Below are 15,807 nucleotides of genomic sequence, written 5' to 3'. Positions count from 1 at the left end.
GTCCTCGATCCGCCCCGCTCCGGCGCCGGGCGCGCGGTCACCGATGCGCTCGCGGAGCTGCGTCCCGCCCAGCTGATCTACGTCGCCTGCGACCCGGTCGCCCTGGCCCGGGACGTCGGCGCCCTGACCGGCGCCGGCTACGAGCTCGAGCGGCTCGACGGCTTCGACCTCTTCCCGCACACGTCGCACGTCGAGGCCGTCGCGCGACTGGTGCGACGCGACGGCTGACCCGGCGCGGCTCCCGCGTCGGTACCATGGGCCGGATGGAGCCGAACACGGAGGTCGAGGTCGCGGGTCCTCGCGTGCGAGTGGCCATCGTGGATGACCACGAGTCGGTGCGCCTCGGAGTCGCCGCCGCCATCGAGAGCGCGGGGATGCAGGTCGTCGCCGCCGCTGAGACGGTCCGCGCTCTCGAGAGCACGATCGGCGGGGCCGAGCTCGAGGTCCTGGTGCTCGATCTCTCGTTGAACGACGGCTCCAGCATCACCAGCAACGTCAAGTGGGGCCAGCTGCGCGGTTCGGCCGTCCTCGTGCACAGCATCGCCGACCGCGTGGTCGCCGTGCGGGAGGCGCTCGCCGCCGGCGCCGCCGGCGTGATCCCGAAGTCGTCGCCCATGTCGACCGTCGTCGCCGCGATCCGCACCGTCGCCCGCGGCGAGGTGCTGAACAACCTCGAGTGGGCCTCCGCGATCGACGCCGACGACGACTTCGCCCGAGCCGTACTCGGCCGACGGGAGCGCGACGTGCTGCACCTCTACGCGTCGGGACTCCCGCTCAAGCTGGTTGCCGAACGGCTGCAGATCTCGGTGTCGACGGCCAAGGAATACCTCGACAGGATCCGCGACAAGTACGTCGAGATCGGGCGCCCGGCCCCGACCAAGGTCGACCTGCTGCGCCGCGCGGTCGAGGACGGCATCCTCCCGGGCATCGACCCGGACGACGGCGATGGCGGGCGCTGAGGGGGCGTCCGCCCGCACTCACGCCGGGCGGGAGCGGATCGACCGGATCATCAGCACCGTCGTGTCGTTCTTCGGGTTCGGCTTCGGGCTGCAGACCGTCCCCCCGATCCTCGCCCAGCTGCCGCTGCTGCGCCCCGAGATCGCCTGGCCGGTCCTCGTGCTCGTCTTCGGAGCCCTGAGTGGAGCGGTCCTCACCGCGGTCCTGCGGCGCGGCTCCCGCATCACCGCCGTCCTCGTGGCGGTCGGCGTGCTCGTGGCGCTGCTCACCTGGCCGGCGGCGGTCGAACCCGGCTCCGCCCCGCGGGAGACACCGTGGATCTGGTACCTCCTGACGATCGGCACGGCGTTCTGCACGATCGCCGCGCCGCTCCGGATCGCGATCGCCTACGTCTCACTCACCACGGTGCTCTTCGGGACGCTGCGCGTCCTGCCCTCCGGGGGCGGGGCGGAGCCGACCCGCGCGGTCCTCGACGCCGCATATGTGGGCATCGTCGGCTTCGTGATGCTCGTCCTCATCACGGTGCTGCGGCAGTCGGCCGACAGCGTCGATCGCGCCCGGAGCACAGCGACTCGGCAGTACGAGGCGGCGATGCGCCAGCACGCGGGAGAGGTCGAGCGGGTCGAGGTCGACGCGCTCGTGCACGACAACGTCCTGGCGACGCTGCTCGCGGCCTCCTCCGCCGAGTCGCCGGCAGAGCGAGCGCTCGTCTCGACGATGGCGCAGCGCACGCTCGCCGTTCTCCTCCCTGAGCGCGAACCCGAGACGCCGGACGGCTTCGTGGCCGTCGAGATGCTCGAGCGTCAGCTCGCGTACGCCGCCTCGACCTTCGAGGCGGCGTGCACGGTCGAGGTGGCTCCAGGGCTGGACCCGCGCCGCGCCGCACTCCCTCGGACGATCGCGGAGGCGCTGCTCGGCGCCACCTGGCAGGCCCTCACCAACAGCGCGCAGCACGCCGGTCCGAGCGAGAGCGTGCGCCGCTCGGTGCACGGGAGGCTGGACGAGGGCGTCGTCGAGATCGTGATCGAGGACGACGGCCGCGGCTTCCGGCTCTCGGAGGTGCCCCGCGAGCGCCTCGGCATCCGCCTGTCCATCCTCGAGCGCGTGCACAACGCGCGGGGCTCCGCTCGGGTCGACTCCGCTCCCGGGGAGGGCACGCGGGTCGTGCTGGGCTGGCGGCGCGACGGAGAGGCGGGACAGCGGTGATCACCTATCCCCGCCCCCTGCTCCAGGCGCTCGGCGCCGGCTTCTCTCTCTACCACGTGGTGCTCGCGTTCTTCTCGTTCCGGATCTCGCCGGCCACCCCGGCCGACCTGGTCGCGGTCGCGCTCTACGTCGCGGCGACCGTGGTCGCCCTGTGGCCGGGCGCGAGCATGCGTCTGTCCCTCCCCGTGGCGATCGGGATGACGGGCGTCGCGATCGCGCTGCCGCTGCTCGTCGCGCCTTCGCTGGATCCGACCGCCTCGAACGGCTACTCCACCTGGTACATCGCTGCTGTCGGCACCCTGATGACCATCGTCTGCGCCCGGCGCCGCGCTCTGTGCGCCTGGGTGGGCGTCGCCTTCTTGATCGTGCACACAGTCGTCTGGGCCGGGCCGGTGGCGCTCGCGACCCTCGGGGTTGTCGGAGGGATCGCCTGGGTCGCCATCGCGCAGCTGCTGATCATCGAGCTCGGCCGGGCGGGGGCGGAGGCGCGGGTTCTCGAGGCCGCCGAGCGTGCGGCCGCCTCCTGGCGGGCTGCGGAGGAGGCGCACCTGACCGAGCGCGAGGTGCGCCTCGAGCAGACTCGCGCGATCGCCTCCGACATGTTGCGCAGGATCGCAGCTCCAGGGCCCGGGCTGTCGGAGGAGGAACGACGTGAGTGTCGTCTGCTGGAGGCCGCCGTCCGAGACGAGATCCGTGGACGGCGGCTGCTCGACGACGAGGTGCGCCGCCTCGTCCTCGAGGCGCGGCGGCGCGGTGTCACCGTGTCGGTGCTCGACGACGGTGGTCTGGACCGCAGCTCGGAGGGCGAGAGCCGCAGGGTCCTCGGCGAGCTCGCGCAGGCGCTCGACGGGATCCGGGACGAGGTGGACCGCGTCGTGGTGCGCACCGCCTCAGCGGACTCCCCGTCGGCGGTCACGGTCGTGGGGTTGAGGACCGCGGGGGACGGCAGCGCGGGAGCGCTCGGCTCGGACGACGCGGGCGACGAGGTCGACGCGTGGGTCGAGATCCGGCGCGAGGAGCGGAGCGACGGCGGAGCGTGATCCGGCTCGCCCATCCCGGACGGCGGCGCGACCCGCCGGTCACGTGACCCGGCAGCGGCGGACCTGGAGTGGCGGACCAGGCGGCGGCGGACCCGATCGCTCCCGGGTCGGATGGCGTCGCCCGCCGGAGTGAGACGCTGCGCGACGCCCGGCGACGCCGGCGAGTCGCTACCGGCTCGTTAACGGAGTGCGGCGGGCCGTCCACTCCTCCGAAGAGGGGGCCCGGCCCGCCGTCAAACCCCGAGTGAGGGTAACAACCCGAATATTACCCTCACTCGCCCCCAACACACCCGCCTCGTTACCCTGGTCGGCGGGTGATTGGCGATGCCCCGTCCGTAGATGGAGCACCTTACGAAGACAACTATGCTCGGTCCGCAAGGGGCCCGGTAGTCGGCACTTTAGGGGACTAATCGGGGGACAAAATTCATTTTTCTCGGCGCAGATCGCGGGATCCGCGACGAGGAGGGTCGGAACCGGCTCGGCCCTCGGGATGGTCAGCCCGAGAACGAGCGCCACGCGCCCGCGGCGGGACGCAACGGTGAGCGCAGCGCGGAGGCGCGGTCGTTCCAGCCGCCGCTGGGCTCGCGCGGCGTCCCGGGCTCGGTGCTCGTCCGCGACGCCAGCGCGGTCACGACCGCTGTGATCGCAGCGATCTGACGGGCGTCGAGGCCCGGAGTGGAGATGACGACGGCGGGTTCGGAGTCGGATGCGGTCATCCCGTGACGCTATCGCATGCCGTTCACGGCGGGGGGTGGCGGGGCATGGCTATGCTGACGCGGGTGTCGCCGGAGCGGCGTCCGTCCCTCGCGAACAGGAGCCTTCCCGCATGCCGACCTGGTCCACGAGGCGCGGCGCGGCGGTACTCCGTCCTCTCCGACGGCTGGTTCGGCGCTCTCCGGCTGCCGTGGCGATCACCCTCGTCCTCGTCGCCGCGAGTGCCGTCGCCGGGACGCTCGCGGGCCCGGCCAGCGCCGAGACGACAGCCTGGTGGGCGGCCGGAGCGAACACGACGCTCGACGGACGGCCGTGGACGGCCGTGACATCGCTCCTGATCGCCGCCGATCCGCTCCAGCTGCTCCTCGACGTGCTGCTGATGCTGCCGCTGCTGATCGTGGCCGAGCGCCGCCTCGGGTCCGCCCGCACCGCCGTGTCCTTCCTCCTCACCGGAGCGCTCGGCGCCGTGCTCGGCGCGGGTCTCCAGGCGATCGGTGCCCAGGCGGGGGAGTGGTGGGCCGGCGACACGGTCGGCGATCACACCTTCGATCCGCTGATCGGCGCAGTGGGTGCGCTGGTGACCGCCACAGCGTTCATGGGCGCGCTCTGGCGCCGCCGCCTGCGCGTCTCCGTCTTCGCTGTCGTGCTGATGTTCATGCTCTACGCGGGCGACTCCGCCGATGTCTACCGGCTGCTCTCGGGCGCGTCAGGCCTGGTGCTCGGCGCGCTGCTCGCCGGCGGAGTCGCGGGGCTGCGTCCGCAGCGGCCCGCGCCGAGCTCGCACCGCGAGTCCCGCGCCCTCCTGGCCACCATCGTCGCGGTCACGGCGATCGGCCCGCTGGTCGCCGTCCTGTCGGATTCGGGGTACGGCCCGTTCTCGTTCCTCGGCCGCCTCCTGCAGAGCGCCTTCACCGGCACCACCGATCTGGAGGACCCGTGCAGCCGCGCGGTTCGGCACTGCGCCCACCACGTCCGCCTGAGCCTCGTCGCGCCCGGCCCGATCTTGCTGACCTTCGTGCCGCTCCTGCTGCTGCTGGTCGCCGCCTACGGGCTGCGCTCTGGTCGCCGTCTGAGCCTGCTGTTGGCGATCGGGGTGAACGTGGCGATCGCGATCCTCGAGGTCTTCTCCCTCCAGCGCGCCGCCCGTCATCCCGAGTTCCAGTACTACGCCGAGTACCTGCTCTGGGTGGCGACGACGGTCCTGGTGCCGCTCGGGGTCGTGGCCGTGCTCGTGCTGGGGCGGCGTCATTTCCGGATCCGCGCGCCGCGCGCCGCCGCCCGGCTGTGGACGCGCGTCGTCGCGATCGGCTTCGTCGCCTCGCTCGGCAGCTACCTCGTCCTGTCCGCCGGGGTGCGCACGGGCTTCGAGCCTCTACTCGGCTTCGGCCGGCTGCTGCTCGACGGGCTCCTGCGCTTCGTCCCGGTCAGCTTCCTGGGCGGAGCGGGTCTGCTCGCGGTGCCGCGGGAGCCGTTGGCGCGCGTGGTCTTCGAATGGGTCGGACCGGTGTTCTGGCTGCTCGTCCTGGTGGCGATCATCGCTCTGCTCCGGGCCACCGACATCCAGCGCGTCCGCGGCGACGAAGCTCGTTACCGAGCCCTGCTGACGCGCCACGGCGCGGGGAGCCTCGGCCACCAGGGCACGTGGGAGGGGAACGCGCACTGGATCTCGCGGGACGGCGAGGGCGGAGTCGCCTACCGGGTCATCGGCGGAGTCGCCCTCACGCTCTCCGATCCCGCCTGCACGCCGGAGCGTCGGGCCGACACGGTGGCCGAGTTCGTGCGATTCTGCGACGAGCGCAGCTGGACCCCGGTCTTCTACAGCATCCACGACGAGCTGCTCCCGATCTTCGACGACCTCGGCTGGTCGCGGCTCTCGGTGGGCGAGGAGACGATCCTTGAGCTCTCGGCGTTCGAACTCACCGGCAAGCAGTGGCAGAAGGTCCGATACCCGCTCAACCGGGGGATCAAGCTCGGCATTCGGGCGGAGTGGACGAGCTGGCCGGAGCTCTCGCTCGGCATGGCCAACCAGATCGTCGACCTGTCGGAGCGGTGGGTCGCCGAAAAGGCCCTGCCCGAGATGGGCTTCACGCTGGGCGGGATCGACGAGGTGCGGGATCCCGATGTGGCGCTGCTGCTGGCCGTCGGGCCGGACGGCGTCCTGCAGGGAGTGACGAGCTGGCTCCCCGTGCACCGCGAAGGCCGCGTGATCGGGTGGACGCTCGACTTCATGCGCCGCTCCGACGACGCGATGCCCGGGATCATGGAGTTCCTGATCGCCTCCGCCGCTCTGCGCGTGAAAGAGGAGGGGGCCGAGTTCCTCTCGCTCTCGGGTGCCCCGCTCGCGACTGCGCCGATCGAGGAGGGGCAGCAGCCGCCCGAGCCGACAGTGCTCTCGCGCCTGCTCGAGTTCCTCTCGCGCACGCTCGAGCCCGCGTACGGCTTCACGTCGCTGTTCCGCTTCAAGGCCAAGTTCCACCCGCGCTACGCCGGGCTGTGGATGGCCTACCCCGATGCGCTGCAGCTCCCGCGCATCGGAGCGGCGCTGGGCCGCGCCTACCTGCCCGACCTGTCGGCGTCGCAGGCGCTCGCCTTCGCTCGCGTGGTCGGCTCCCGAGCCGAGGAGAAGGCGCCCGCGGGCGACGGGGCGACGCCGACGGCGAGCGGGTGAGCGCCGAGGCACCGCCTGTCGCGCCGGCTTGAGGGAGCAGCGCGGCGACGACGAGGACGACGGCAGGCGTCAGCGCCCGGTGGCCCGGGAGCACGGCGGCAGGCCGCAGCATCCCGACCGCTCCCGATGGGCTGCGCAGCCCGGTGAGGTCGACGACGTGCGCCGGGGGGAGCAGGCCGCTGAGAAGGGCTGCCGCGCCGTCGTGCCGTCTCCCGTCCCGAATCGCCGGGCTGCTAGAGCGGGATGTTGCCGTGCTTCTTCGCCGGGAGGTTCGCCCGCTTGGTGCGCAGCGCGCGCAGGGCCTTGATGATCGAGACGCGCGTGGCGGAGGGCTCGATCACGCCGTCGAGCTCGCCCCGCTCGGCGGCGAGGAACGGACTGGCGACGTTGTAGGTGTACTCGTTCGCGAGCCGGGTGCGGACGGCCGCGACGTCCTCGCCCGCCTCCTCCGCCTTGCGGATCTCGCCGCGGTAGAGGATGTTGACGGCGCCCTGGCCGCCCATCACCGCGATCTCGGCGGTCGGCCAGGCCAGATTGATGTCGGCGCCGAGCTGCTTGGAGCCCATCACGATGTATGCGCCGCCGTAGGCCTTGCGCAGAATGACGGTGACCAGGGGAACGGTCGCCTCGGCGTAGGCGTAGAGCAGCTTCGCCCCACGGCGGATGACGCCGGTCCATTCCTGATCAGTGCCGGGCAGGTAGCCGGGAACGTCGACCAGGGTGAGGATCGGCAGCGAGAACGCGTCGCAGAAACGGACGAAGCGCGAGGCCTTCTCTCCGGCCTCGATGTTCAGTGTGCCGGCCATGGCGCTCGGCTGGTTCGCGATGATGCCGACCGAGCGCCCCTCGACCCGGCCGAAGCCGATCACGATGTTCGGGGCGAACAGCGGCTGCACCTCGAGGAAGTCGCCCTCGTCGACGATGTGCTCGATCACGGCGCGCATGTCGTACGGCTGGTTCGGGCTGTCCGGGATGACCGTGTCGAGGAAGCGGTCGGCGTCGGTGGTCTCGAGGTCGACCTCGGTCTCGAAAACCGGGACCGGCGAGAGGTTGTTGTCGGGGAGGAAGGAGAGGAGAGTCCGCGCGTAGTCGAGTGCGTCGTCCTCGTCGCTCGCGAGGTAGTGGGAGACGCCCGAGATCTTGTTGTGGGTCAGCGCGCCGCCGAGTTCCTCCATGCCGACGTCCTCGCCGGTGACGGTCTTGATGACGTCGGGGCCGGTGACGAACATCTGGCTGGTCTTGTCGACCATGATCACGAAGTCGGTCAGGGCGGGGGAGTAGACCGCGCCGCCCGCGGCCGGGCCGCAGATGATCGAGATCTGGGGGATCACTCCGCTCGACGCGGTGTTGCGGCGGAAGATCTCGCCGTACTTGCCCAGGGCGACGACGCCCTCCTGAATGCGGGCTCCACCGGAGTCGAGGATGCCGATGATCGGCACGCCCGTCTTGAGGGCGAGGTCCATCACCTTGATGATCTTCTCGCCGGCCACCTCGCCGAGCGAGCCGCCGAAGATCGTGAAGTCCTGCGAGTACACCGCGACCTGCCGGCCGTGGATGGTGCCGGTCCCGGTGACGACGGCGTCACCGTAGGGGCGCTTCTTCTCCATGCCGAAGGCGTGGGTGCGGTGGCGGACGAACTCGTCCAGCTCCACGAACGAGCCCGGGTCGAGGAGGGTGTCGATCCGCTCGCGCGCGGTCATCTTGCCCTTGGCGTGCTGCTTCTCGATCGCCGCCTCGCCGCTGGCCGTGACGGCCTCGTGGTAGCGGTTCCTCAGGTCCGCGATCTTCCCCGCGGTCGTGTACAGATCGGGCGCGGGACGTTCGGTGTTCGCGGTCACTCGCTCACCCTACCGGCGGCCGAGACCGTCTCTCTTGTCGCCCGTGCACAGGGAGCAGGCGTCTGCGCGGGAGGATCCCGACAAGGAGCGGGCGCGTCGAGGTGCCTCGCGGGAGCCGCCGCTACCGTTGCCGCATGCAGCTCCCGCTCTCGCAGGCCGTCTCCCCCCGGATCGTGGTGCTCGAGCACGCAGGGTCGACCAACGACGAGCTGCGCGAGCGAGCGACGGCCGATCCCGCGGCGTGGCCGCACCTGTCCGTGGTCGCGACCGACGACCAGCGTGCAGGCCGGGGCCGGCTCGGGCGCGTATGGGAGGCCCCTGCGGGCAGGACTCTGGCGGCCTCGATCCTGGTCGACGCCTCGGGTCTGGACGCCGCGGCCGCCGGCTGGCTGCCCCTGGTGGCGGGAACCGCCCTGGCGCGGGCACTCGCTCGACTGGTGCCGGCGGACGTCGCGGTGAAGTGGCCCAACGATGTCCTCATCGGTGGGCGGAAGACGGCGGGAATCCTTGCCGAGCGACTCGCCGACGGCCGCGTGATCGTGGGAACGGGGGTCAATCTCCTGCTCGACGAGACGGAGCTGCCGGTGCCCACTGCCACCTCCCTCGCCCTCGCTGGAGCCTCGACGACGGACGCCGACACGGTGTTGTCCGCCTTCCTGACCGAGCTCGCGGCGCTCCTCGCTCCGCTCCTCGCCCTGGGCGACGCGGAGTCCGCGGGAACGGCCGCGGCTGTCCGGCACTCCTGCGCGACCCTCGGCATGCGCGTGCGACTCGACCTCCCCGACGGCACGCACGCGGAGGGAGTCGCCGACTCGCTCGCGGCCGACGGCGCCCTCGTGCTGCGGCAGGACGGCGTGCACCGCGTGTTCTCATCGGGCGATGTCCTTCACCTGCGCTCGTGATGGCCCGCTCCTCGTCCGACCCCGCGCAGCGCGAGCTCGCGCGCCTGACTCCGCGTGCCCGACAGGCGTTCGCTCCCGTCCTCGGCTTCCTGCTGCTCACCTGGGCGGGCTTCTACTTCGCGGCGCAGTTCGAGTTGCCGCTGCAGCGCTGGATCATCGGGATCGGCACGGCGGTCCTGGTGCTGCTGCTGTGCGTGCCCGGCCTCGCGCAGTGGGCGAGCGTGCACTATCGGATCACTCCGACCGGCCTGACCGCCCGGCGCGGAGTCGTCGCCGTCCGACGTGCCGAGCTCGTCTTCGATCGGCGGATGTCCGTCACCGTGGACAGGAGCGTCCTCCAACGCGTGGCCCGCTGCGGAGACGTGCGGATCGGTCAGAGCGGCGCCGACCTCTTCGTGCTGCGCGACCTCCCCGATCCGGAGCTGGCGGCCGAGCTGCTGCGCGAGACGATCGCCGCCGCGCCCGCGTCCGATCCGGAGTGGCCCGCGCCCGTGTGACCGTCCCTGTCGGGAGACGCTCGATCGGCGGGGCCGCTCGGCCCCTCGGTACGATGGAGCCGCCCCGCACCAGCGGGCGGAGACGGAGGATCCCATGCGCGTCGGCGTGATCGGAGGCGGCCAGCTCGCCCGGATGATGATCCCCGCTGCGGTCGAGCTCGGCATCGAGATCGCCGTGCTCGCCGAGGGCGAGGGATCGTCGGCGGCACTGGCCGCGACGCGGGTGGGTGACTACCGCGACGAGGAGACGGTGCTCGCCTTCGCCGAGACCGTCGACGTCGTGACGTTCGACCACGAGCACGTCCCCCAGCCGATCCTCCGCGAGCTGATCGCGCGCGGCGTGGCCGTGCACCCCGGCCCCGACGCCCTCCTCTTCGCGCAGGACAAGCTGATGATGCGGCGCCGCCTGAGCGAGCTCGGCGTGCCGGTGCCCGAGTGGGCCGAGGTCTCCTCCGCCGAGGAGCTCGCGGTGTTCCTCGCCGACCACGGAGGCGCTGCCGTCGTGAAGACGGCCCGCGGTGGCTACGACGGCAAGGGCGTGCGCGTCGTGCGCGGGGCGCACGAGGCCGACGACTGGTTCGCGGCGCTCGTCGACGACGGTCGAGGGGGCTCGCTCCTGGTGGAGGAGCTGGTCGACTTCCGTCGCGAACTCGCGCAGCTCGTCGCACGCCGTCCCTCCGGCGAGAGCATCCTCTGGCCGGTCGTCGAGTCGGTCCAGCGCGACGGAGTGTGCGCGGAGGTGATCGCGCCGGCCCCCGCCTCCGCGGGCCGGATCGCCGCGGCGGCTGCGGAGATCGCGGAGACGATCGCCGAGAAGCTGGGCGTCACCGGCGTGCTGGCAGTGGAGCTCTTCGAGACGAGCGACGAGCGGATCCTCGTCAACGAGCTGGCGATGCGCCCGCACAACAGCGGCCACTGGACGATGGACGGCTCGACCACGTCGCAGTTCGAGCAGCACCTGCGCGCGGTCCTGGACCTGCCGCTGGGGGCGACCGGCTGCCGGGATCCGTGGACGGTCATGGTGAACGTGCTCGGCGGTCCGGTGGGGGAGTCGCTGACTGATCGCTACCCGCGTGTCCTCGCCCAGCATCCGACCGTGAAGGTGCACAACTACGGCAAGGAGCCGCGGCCGGGTCGGAAGGTCGGGCACGTCGCGGCAGCTGGTGACGAGCTCGACCTGGTGGTCTACGAAGCGCGCGCGGCGGCGGCCGTTCTCACGGACTGACCCGTACGATGGTCGCCGTGACGAGCCAGACGACCTCCCCGACCCCTGCCGGAGCCCTGTCGTGAACGCGGGTGCGCTCGTGAACGGCCCGTCCCCGCTCGTCGGAGTCGTGATGGGCTCCGACTCTGACTGGCCCGTCATGCAGGCGGCCTCGGCGGCGCTCGCCGAGTTCGGCGTCGCGCACGAGGTCCGGGTCGTCTCGGCGCACCGCACTCCGGAGGCGATGATCGCCTACGGGCGCGATGCCCGGGCTCGCGGGTTGAAGGTGGTCATCGCTGGCGCCGGCGGTGCCGCGCACCTCCCGGGCATGCTGGCCGCGGTCACGTCGCTCCCCGTCATCGGAGTCCCGGTCCCGCTTGCCCGCCTGGACGGTCTCGACTCGCTCCTCTCGATCGTCCAGATGCCGGCCGGCGTCCCGGTGGCCACCGTCTCCATCGGCGGCGCCCGCAACGCGGGTCTCCTGGCCGTCAAGATCCTGGCGACGTCCGACGAGGCACTGGCGTCGGCGCTCGACGCCTTCGCCGCCGACCTCGAGGCGCAGGTCGCCGCCAAGAACGACGCTCTGGTGGCGGGCCTGTGACCGCCGTCGCCCTGCCGCTGCGGCATCCGGACGTCTCCTCCCGCGCCTTCATGACCCGCCGGGCGTGGTGGCTGCTCATCGTCAACGTCCTCGTCCCCGGCTCCGCTCAGGTCCTGGCCGGGAACCGCAGGCTCGGACGGCTCGGGCTCGGCTTCACGCTGGGCCTCTGGGTCGCCCTGCTCGTGGGCGTCCTGCTCTACGTCGTCTTCCCGACGGGCCTCTACACGCTGGCCACGTTCGACCTGTCGATGCTCGCGCTCCAGGCCGCGCTCGTCGTCTACGGCGTGGTGTGGCTGGTGCTCACCCTCGACACTCTGCGGCTCATCCGGGTCGTGCGGGTGCGACCGCGGATGCGCGGGGTGCTCGCCTTCGCGACGATCGCTGTGATGGCGGTCTCGGTCGGTAGCACCGCATACGGCACCTATCTGATCGGGGTCACCCGCGGCACCCTCTCGTCCATCTTCGGTGGCGGAGCGATCGAGCAGCCCATCGACGGCCGGTACAACATCATGCTTCTCGGCGGCGACGCGGGAGAGGACCGTGACGGGCTGCGTCCGGACAGCATCTCGGTGGTCAGCATCGACGCCTCCACAGGCAAGGCCTCGATCATCGGGGTGTCCCGCGAATTCGTGGACATCCCGATCCCCGAGGACAGCCCGCTGCACGAGCTGTACCCGGACGGGTACAACACCGACAACTGCGGAGTCGACGTCTGCAAGCTCAACTCGATCTACACGGAAGTAGAGCTGAAACATCCCGAGCTCTACCCCGACGCCGAGGCCGAGGGCAGCGACCCGGGCATCGAGGCGATGCGCGATGCTGTCGAGGGCATCCTCGACCTGAAGCTCCAGTACTACGCGCTGATCGACATGGAGGCTTCGCCCAGCTGATCGATGCGCTCGGCGGCATCGACATCGACTACGTGGCCGACGATCCGCTGCCGCTGGGTGGCCTGCCCGACGGGGACGGCGTGATGCAGGGCGTCAACCAGTGGATAGACCCCGGCCAGTACCACTTCAACGGCGAGCAGGCGCTCGCCTACGCCCGCTCCCGCTACACCACGAGCGACTACGACCGGATGGCGCGGCAGCGCCAGGTGCAGGAGGCGCTCCTCGACCAGTTCGATCCGGGCAATGTGCTCGCGAAGTTCCAGGACGTCGCGGCGGCGGGCTCGCAGGTGATCAAGACCGATGTCCCGCAGGGCATGCTCGGCTACTTCGTCCAGCTGGGCCTGAAGACGAAGTCGCAGCCCGTCGATCCGATCGAGCTCGTGCCGCCGGACGTCTACCCCGAGAAGCCCGACTACGACGTCGTGCACTCTCTGGTGAAGGCGGGGCTGGCGGGGGATTCCGGGCAGTAGGGGCGAGAGGCTGGGCGCCCCGGGCCGGGCTTTATCGGAGCCGACGTAGCGCCCGCCCCGGGCGGAGGCTGCTGCGCGCCCTGTCCCCGCCGCGAAGACATCGAGGTGTAACGTGAGATAATCTCTTCTAGGAGGCTCTCATGCTTCGATCCGACCCGGCGCAGGCTGCTGCTCTCGTCCGCACGACTCTGGACGCGCGCAGCGTTGTCCTGAGCCACCAGATGGCGCTCCACGATGCGGCCGGAACGGCCCTCGTGGACTTCGCGGGCCCCTACGCCGGCGCCTTCAGCGAGAACCTCCTCCTCCACCTCGACGACTCCGGCCAGCTCTCGCGCGCTCTGGGCCTGCTGGTGGACGACGTGGAGGCCGCATCGGTGCAGGCACGTCGGGAGCTCGAGCGGCTCGAGGAGCTGGCGGCCTGGCAGGTTCGCGAGGATGCTCGCGAGGAGCGACGTCGGGTGGACGCCGCAGGTGCCGTGCTCGCCGCGGCGGAGGGGCTCCTGGACCGGATGCCCTCCGCCGAGCCGTTCCTCGCGCCGGAGGTATCGGCGGCCTTCTTCCCGATGCCGCACCGTCGCGGTGGCGCGGGCGGTTCAGCCGGGACCAGTTCCGCGAATCCGGACCACCTGCGGGTGTTCGTCTCCCGTGCGCGTTCCTCGGCAACCGATCTCGAGGCCGTCCTCCACCGGCTGCGCTCGGAGTGGGCCGCTTTCGTCGATCGGTGCGCCTGGGTGCGCACGGGTTCGCCGTCGTTCCTCGAGGGATTCGCCGTCTTCACGGAGGAGTGCGTCGCGGACGCAGCCTGGATCGAGCGGATCGCGAGCGCTTTTGAGGCGGCGGGCGGGGGGACCCTCTCGGTCGGCGTGCTCGATCTCGTCTCGGCGACGAAGGCGGAGCTCAGCGTGGACCGCCTGCAGCACGCTCTGGGATCGATGCCCGCCGGCGAGATCAGCGCGATGGTGGCGGGATCGCCCGAACTCGCGGAGCGCCTGGAGGGCATGAGCCCCGAGTCCGTGGCAGTCTGGTGGGCGACGCTCGATCCCGCGGAGCACGGATCGGCCCTCTCCCCGCGGCAGTGGATGCTCCTGCAGAGCCTTCCGACGCTGCTCGGCAATCTCGAGGGGCTGCCCTACGGAGCCCGCGATACGGCGAACAGGATCGCCCTGCGGAGCGGTCTCCGAGCGGTCGAGCGCCAGATCGTCGCGTCGGAGCGGATGCTGCTGCTCACGATGCTCCTGCCGGCCGCGCCCGTGGCGCTGCCGATGGTGAAGGCGCGTCTGGACGAGCTGCTGGAGAGGCAGGCGTGCCTAGTGGACATCGACGCGGCGCTCACCACAGTGGTCACTGGCGTACCCCGGTTCCTCGTCTCGCTCACCGGGGACCAGCCTCCGCTCGCCGCGGTCTCGATCGGCGATCTCGACACGGCGACCAACGCCTCGTTCGTGGTTCCCGGGATGGGGACGACGACGCAGAACATGAGCACCCTCGCGGCCGGAGCCCAGACGGTCCAGTCGCAGCGAGGAAGCGGGAGCGCCGTCGTCGCCTGGATCGGCTACAAGACGCCACCGGTCCCCTTCTCCCCGGACCCGGACCTCAGCGTTCTCGGCCTGGCGCGCGCGGAGGAGGGCGCGGCCGCTCTCGTCTCGACGCTCAAGGGATTCGCTGCGGTCCGTCGGGACTCGATGCCGATGCTCGGAGTGGTCGCCCACTCCTTCGGCAGCACGGCGGCGTCCATCGCGATGACCGACCCGGACGTCCATGTCGACAGCTTCATCACGCTCGGATCCGCCGGGCTGCCGAACTGGATCACGAGCGCGAGCCAGCTGCACGCCGACCGGGTCTACGCAGGCCAGGCCACCGACCGGTACCTCCTCGATCCCGCGCCCGGAGACCGGTACTCGTGGGTGGGCAGGGAATTCAGCCCGTGGCACCGCGTCGACCCCTCGGATCCCGCCTTCGGTGCGCGGGGCATCGGCGTGGAGACGGGCGGCGACGCGGGGCCGCCGGTGACGACCCACGACCTGGTCGTCGGCGAGTCCACGGACGACCGGGGGTACCTCGAGCGAGGGACGGAGTCCGCCCGGAACGTGGCGTGGGCTCTGGGTGGCGAGGAGGAGAAGCTGAGTCCGCGCTCGCCCTACTCCGGCTCGGTGCCGCGTCCCCGGGCTCAGACGGCGCCGGAGGTTCCGGCTCATGAGTGAGCTGCGACGGGAGTGGCGACTGCTGCGAGCGCTGTCCGCGATGCTCGCGGTGCTGCTCCTGAGTGCCTGCGGAGGCTCGGCGCCCGTGTCGCCCGAGGAGAACCGGTCGGGCGTGGTCGAGTTCGTGAAGGAGTCGGCCGCGGTCGTGCCGGGTGAGGGCTGGTCGACGAACGAGGGAACGCCGCCGGCTGACCGGTGCGGCCTCGGCTGGGGGCGCAGGGGTGCGCGGTTCGCCTACAACTACTGGGCGCGTCCCGGGGTGGATCTGGAGGGTGATGCGCAGCGGGTGGCGGAGTACTGGCGTTCGCTCGGGATGAGCGTGAGGGTCACGGACTCGACCCCCTGGCCCACCGTCTACGGGGAGGGCGGGCCGGTGCAGCGCGCGAGCTTCGCGACGTCATCGGCCTGGGCCGACCGGTACTCGATCGGTGCGGTCTCGTGGTGCGAGCCGGGTGACTGGATGGCGTTGAACCGTGACTTCCGTCGCCGCGCGCAGGAGGGCGAGGTCCAGCCCGGCGACGAGCCGCGGATGAGCGAGGAGGAGCAGGCGTGGACACCGGCCCGACTGCACCGCCGACCGCGCCCCCGTCCGCTCCCGCGCAGGAGCCACGGCGCCCCG

Annotated in this window: 14 protein-coding genes and 1 pseudogene; 13 read left to right on the top strand and 2 right to left on the bottom strand. The window is 71.7% G+C overall.

Going from position 1 to position 15,807, the window contains the following annotated elements:
* From ACH61_RS09670 to ACH61_RS09655, 4 genes and pseudogenes are all read left to right on the top strand, one after another.
* A pseudogene (locus ACH61_RS09670) lies at window positions 1–228 on the top strand (class I SAM-dependent RNA methyltransferase); the annotation flags it as partial.
* A 26-nt stretch (window positions 229–254) separates the two neighbouring features.
* Window positions 255–959 carry a response regulator transcription factor gene (locus ACH61_RS09665; protein ID WP_068211639.1) on the top strand — a complete coding sequence of 235 codons (705 nt, stop codon included), beginning with the start codon at window positions 255–257 and terminating at the stop codon, window positions 957–959.
* Entirely contained in the window at window positions 946–2,163 is a 1,218-nt protein-coding gene (locus tag ACH61_RS09660) for a sensor histidine kinase (RefSeq protein ID WP_068211637.1), read from the top strand. The genes ACH61_RS09665 and ACH61_RS09660 overlap by 14 nt, the downstream gene beginning before the upstream one ends.
* The gene (locus tag ACH61_RS09655) at window positions 2,160–3,203 is read left to right on the top strand and encodes a hypothetical protein (RefSeq protein WP_068211633.1); all 1,044 of its coding nucleotides are present in this window, start codon (window positions 2,160–2,162) and stop codon (window positions 3,201–3,203) included. Before ACH61_RS09660 ends, ACH61_RS09655 begins: the two co-directional genes overlap by 4 nt.
* A 494-nt stretch (window positions 3,204–3,697) precedes the next feature.
* Here ACH61_RS09655 and ACH61_RS09650 read toward each other — a convergent pair whose 3' ends face one another.
* Window positions 3,698–3,919: an acyl-CoA carboxylase subunit epsilon gene (locus tag ACH61_RS09650; protein ID WP_068211632.1), complete on the bottom strand. Its 222-nt coding sequence runs from the start codon at window positions 3,917–3,919 to the stop codon at window positions 3,698–3,700.
* A 188-nt stretch (window positions 3,920–4,107) separates the two neighbouring features.
* Here ACH61_RS09650 and ACH61_RS09645 point away from each other — a divergent pair, with 188 nt between their 5' ends.
* Window positions 4,108–6,585 carry a bifunctional lysylphosphatidylglycerol flippase/synthetase MprF gene (locus tag ACH61_RS09645; protein WP_158286056.1) on the top strand — a complete coding sequence of 826 codons (2,478 nt, stop codon included), beginning with the start codon at window positions 4,108–4,110 and terminating at the stop codon, window positions 6,583–6,585.
* Between the two features lie 233 nt (window positions 6,586–6,818).
* Here ACH61_RS09645 and ACH61_RS09640 read toward each other — a convergent pair whose 3' ends face one another.
* Complete coding sequence (locus ACH61_RS09640; RefSeq protein ID WP_068211629.1) at window positions 6,819–8,423, bottom strand: acyl-CoA carboxylase subunit beta; 1,605 nt, start codon at window positions 8,421–8,423, stop codon at window positions 6,819–6,821.
* Window positions 8,424–8,557: 134 nt separating this feature from the next.
* On the opposite strand from ACH61_RS09640, the gene ACH61_RS09635 reads away from it, so the two are divergent.
* The 8 genes from ACH61_RS09635 to ACH61_RS09605 all read left to right on the top strand — a co-directional run.
* The gene (locus tag ACH61_RS09635) at window positions 8,558–9,325 is read left to right on the top strand and encodes a biotin--[acetyl-CoA-carboxylase] ligase (RefSeq protein ID WP_068211625.1); all 768 of its coding nucleotides are present in this window, start codon (window positions 8,558–8,560) and stop codon (window positions 9,323–9,325) included.
* Window positions 9,325–9,822, top strand: coding sequence for a PH domain-containing protein (locus tag ACH61_RS09630; RefSeq protein ID WP_068211623.1), 498 nt, complete (start codon window positions 9,325–9,327; stop codon window positions 9,820–9,822). The genes ACH61_RS09635 and ACH61_RS09630 overlap by 1 nt, the downstream gene beginning before the upstream one ends.
* 94 nt (window positions 9,823–9,916) lie before the next feature.
* Window positions 9,917–11,047 (top strand): 5-(carboxyamino)imidazole ribonucleotide synthase, encoded by a 1,131-nt coding sequence (locus tag ACH61_RS09625; protein ID WP_068211620.1) that lies wholly within the window; start codon window positions 9,917–9,919, stop codon window positions 11,045–11,047.
* Between the two features lie 112 nt (window positions 11,048–11,159).
* Window positions 11,160–11,627, top strand: a complete 468-nt coding sequence (purE, locus tag ACH61_RS09620; RefSeq protein ID WP_068211642.1) for a 5-(carboxyamino)imidazole ribonucleotide mutase — start codon at window positions 11,160–11,162, stop codon at window positions 11,625–11,627.
* Window positions 11,624–12,517: an LCP family protein gene (locus ACH61_RS18370; protein ID WP_236713619.1), complete on the top strand. Its 894-nt coding sequence runs from the start codon at window positions 11,624–11,626 to the stop codon at window positions 12,515–12,517. Before purE ends, ACH61_RS18370 begins: the two co-directional genes overlap by 4 nt.
* Before the next feature lie 32 nt (window positions 12,518–12,549).
* Window positions 12,550–12,987, top strand: coding sequence for an LCP family protein (locus tag ACH61_RS18365; protein WP_236713618.1), 438 nt, complete (start codon window positions 12,550–12,552; stop codon window positions 12,985–12,987).
* A gap of 140 nt (window positions 12,988–13,127) precedes the next feature.
* Window positions 13,128–15,188 carry an alpha/beta hydrolase gene (locus tag ACH61_RS09610; protein ID WP_068211617.1) on the top strand — a complete coding sequence of 687 codons (2,061 nt, stop codon included), beginning with the start codon at window positions 13,128–13,130 and terminating at the stop codon, window positions 15,186–15,188.
* A partial coding sequence (locus ACH61_RS09605) for a hypothetical protein (protein WP_153038831.1) occupies window positions 15,181–15,807 on the top strand: 627 nt, incomplete at its 3' end. The genes ACH61_RS09610 and ACH61_RS09605, both read left to right, overlap by 8 nt.

This window comes from Rathayibacter tanaceti, assembly GCF_001634385.1.
In the GTDB taxonomy this organism is placed as follows: Bacteria; Actinomycetota; Actinomycetes; order Actinomycetales; family Microbacteriaceae; genus Rathayibacter; species Rathayibacter tanaceti.
This window is presented reverse-complemented; position numbering and strand designations above follow the sequence as displayed.

Excerpts from the sequence above, each read along its gene's own strand:
- ACH61_RS09665 (WP_068211639.1), top strand. The coding sequence starts at position 255 with ATGGGCCGGATGGAGCCGAACACGGAGGTCGAGGTCGCGGGTCCTCGC.
- ACH61_RS09660 (WP_068211637.1), top strand. The coding sequence starts at position 946 with ATGGCGGGCGCTGAGGGGGCGTCCGCCCGCACTCACGCCGGGCGGGAG.
- ACH61_RS09650 (WP_068211632.1), bottom strand. The coding sequence starts at position 3,919 with ATGACCGCATCCGACTCCGAACCCGCCGTCGTCATCTCCACTCCGGGC.
- ACH61_RS09635 (WP_068211625.1), top strand. The coding sequence starts at position 8,558 with ATGCAGCTCCCGCTCTCGCAGGCCGTCTCCCCCCGGATCGTGGTGCTC.
- ACH61_RS09630 (WP_068211623.1), top strand. The coding sequence starts at position 9,325 with ATGGCCCGCTCCTCGTCCGACCCCGCGCAGCGCGAGCTCGCGCGCCTG.
- ACH61_RS09625 (WP_068211620.1), top strand. The coding sequence starts at position 9,917 with ATGCGCGTCGGCGTGATCGGAGGCGGCCAGCTCGCCCGGATGATGATC.
- purE (WP_068211642.1), top strand. The coding sequence starts at position 11,160 with ATGGGCTCCGACTCTGACTGGCCCGTCATGCAGGCGGCCTCGGCGGCG.
- ACH61_RS09610 (WP_068211617.1), top strand. The coding sequence starts at position 13,128 with ATGCTTCGATCCGACCCGGCGCAGGCTGCTGCTCTCGTCCGCACGACT.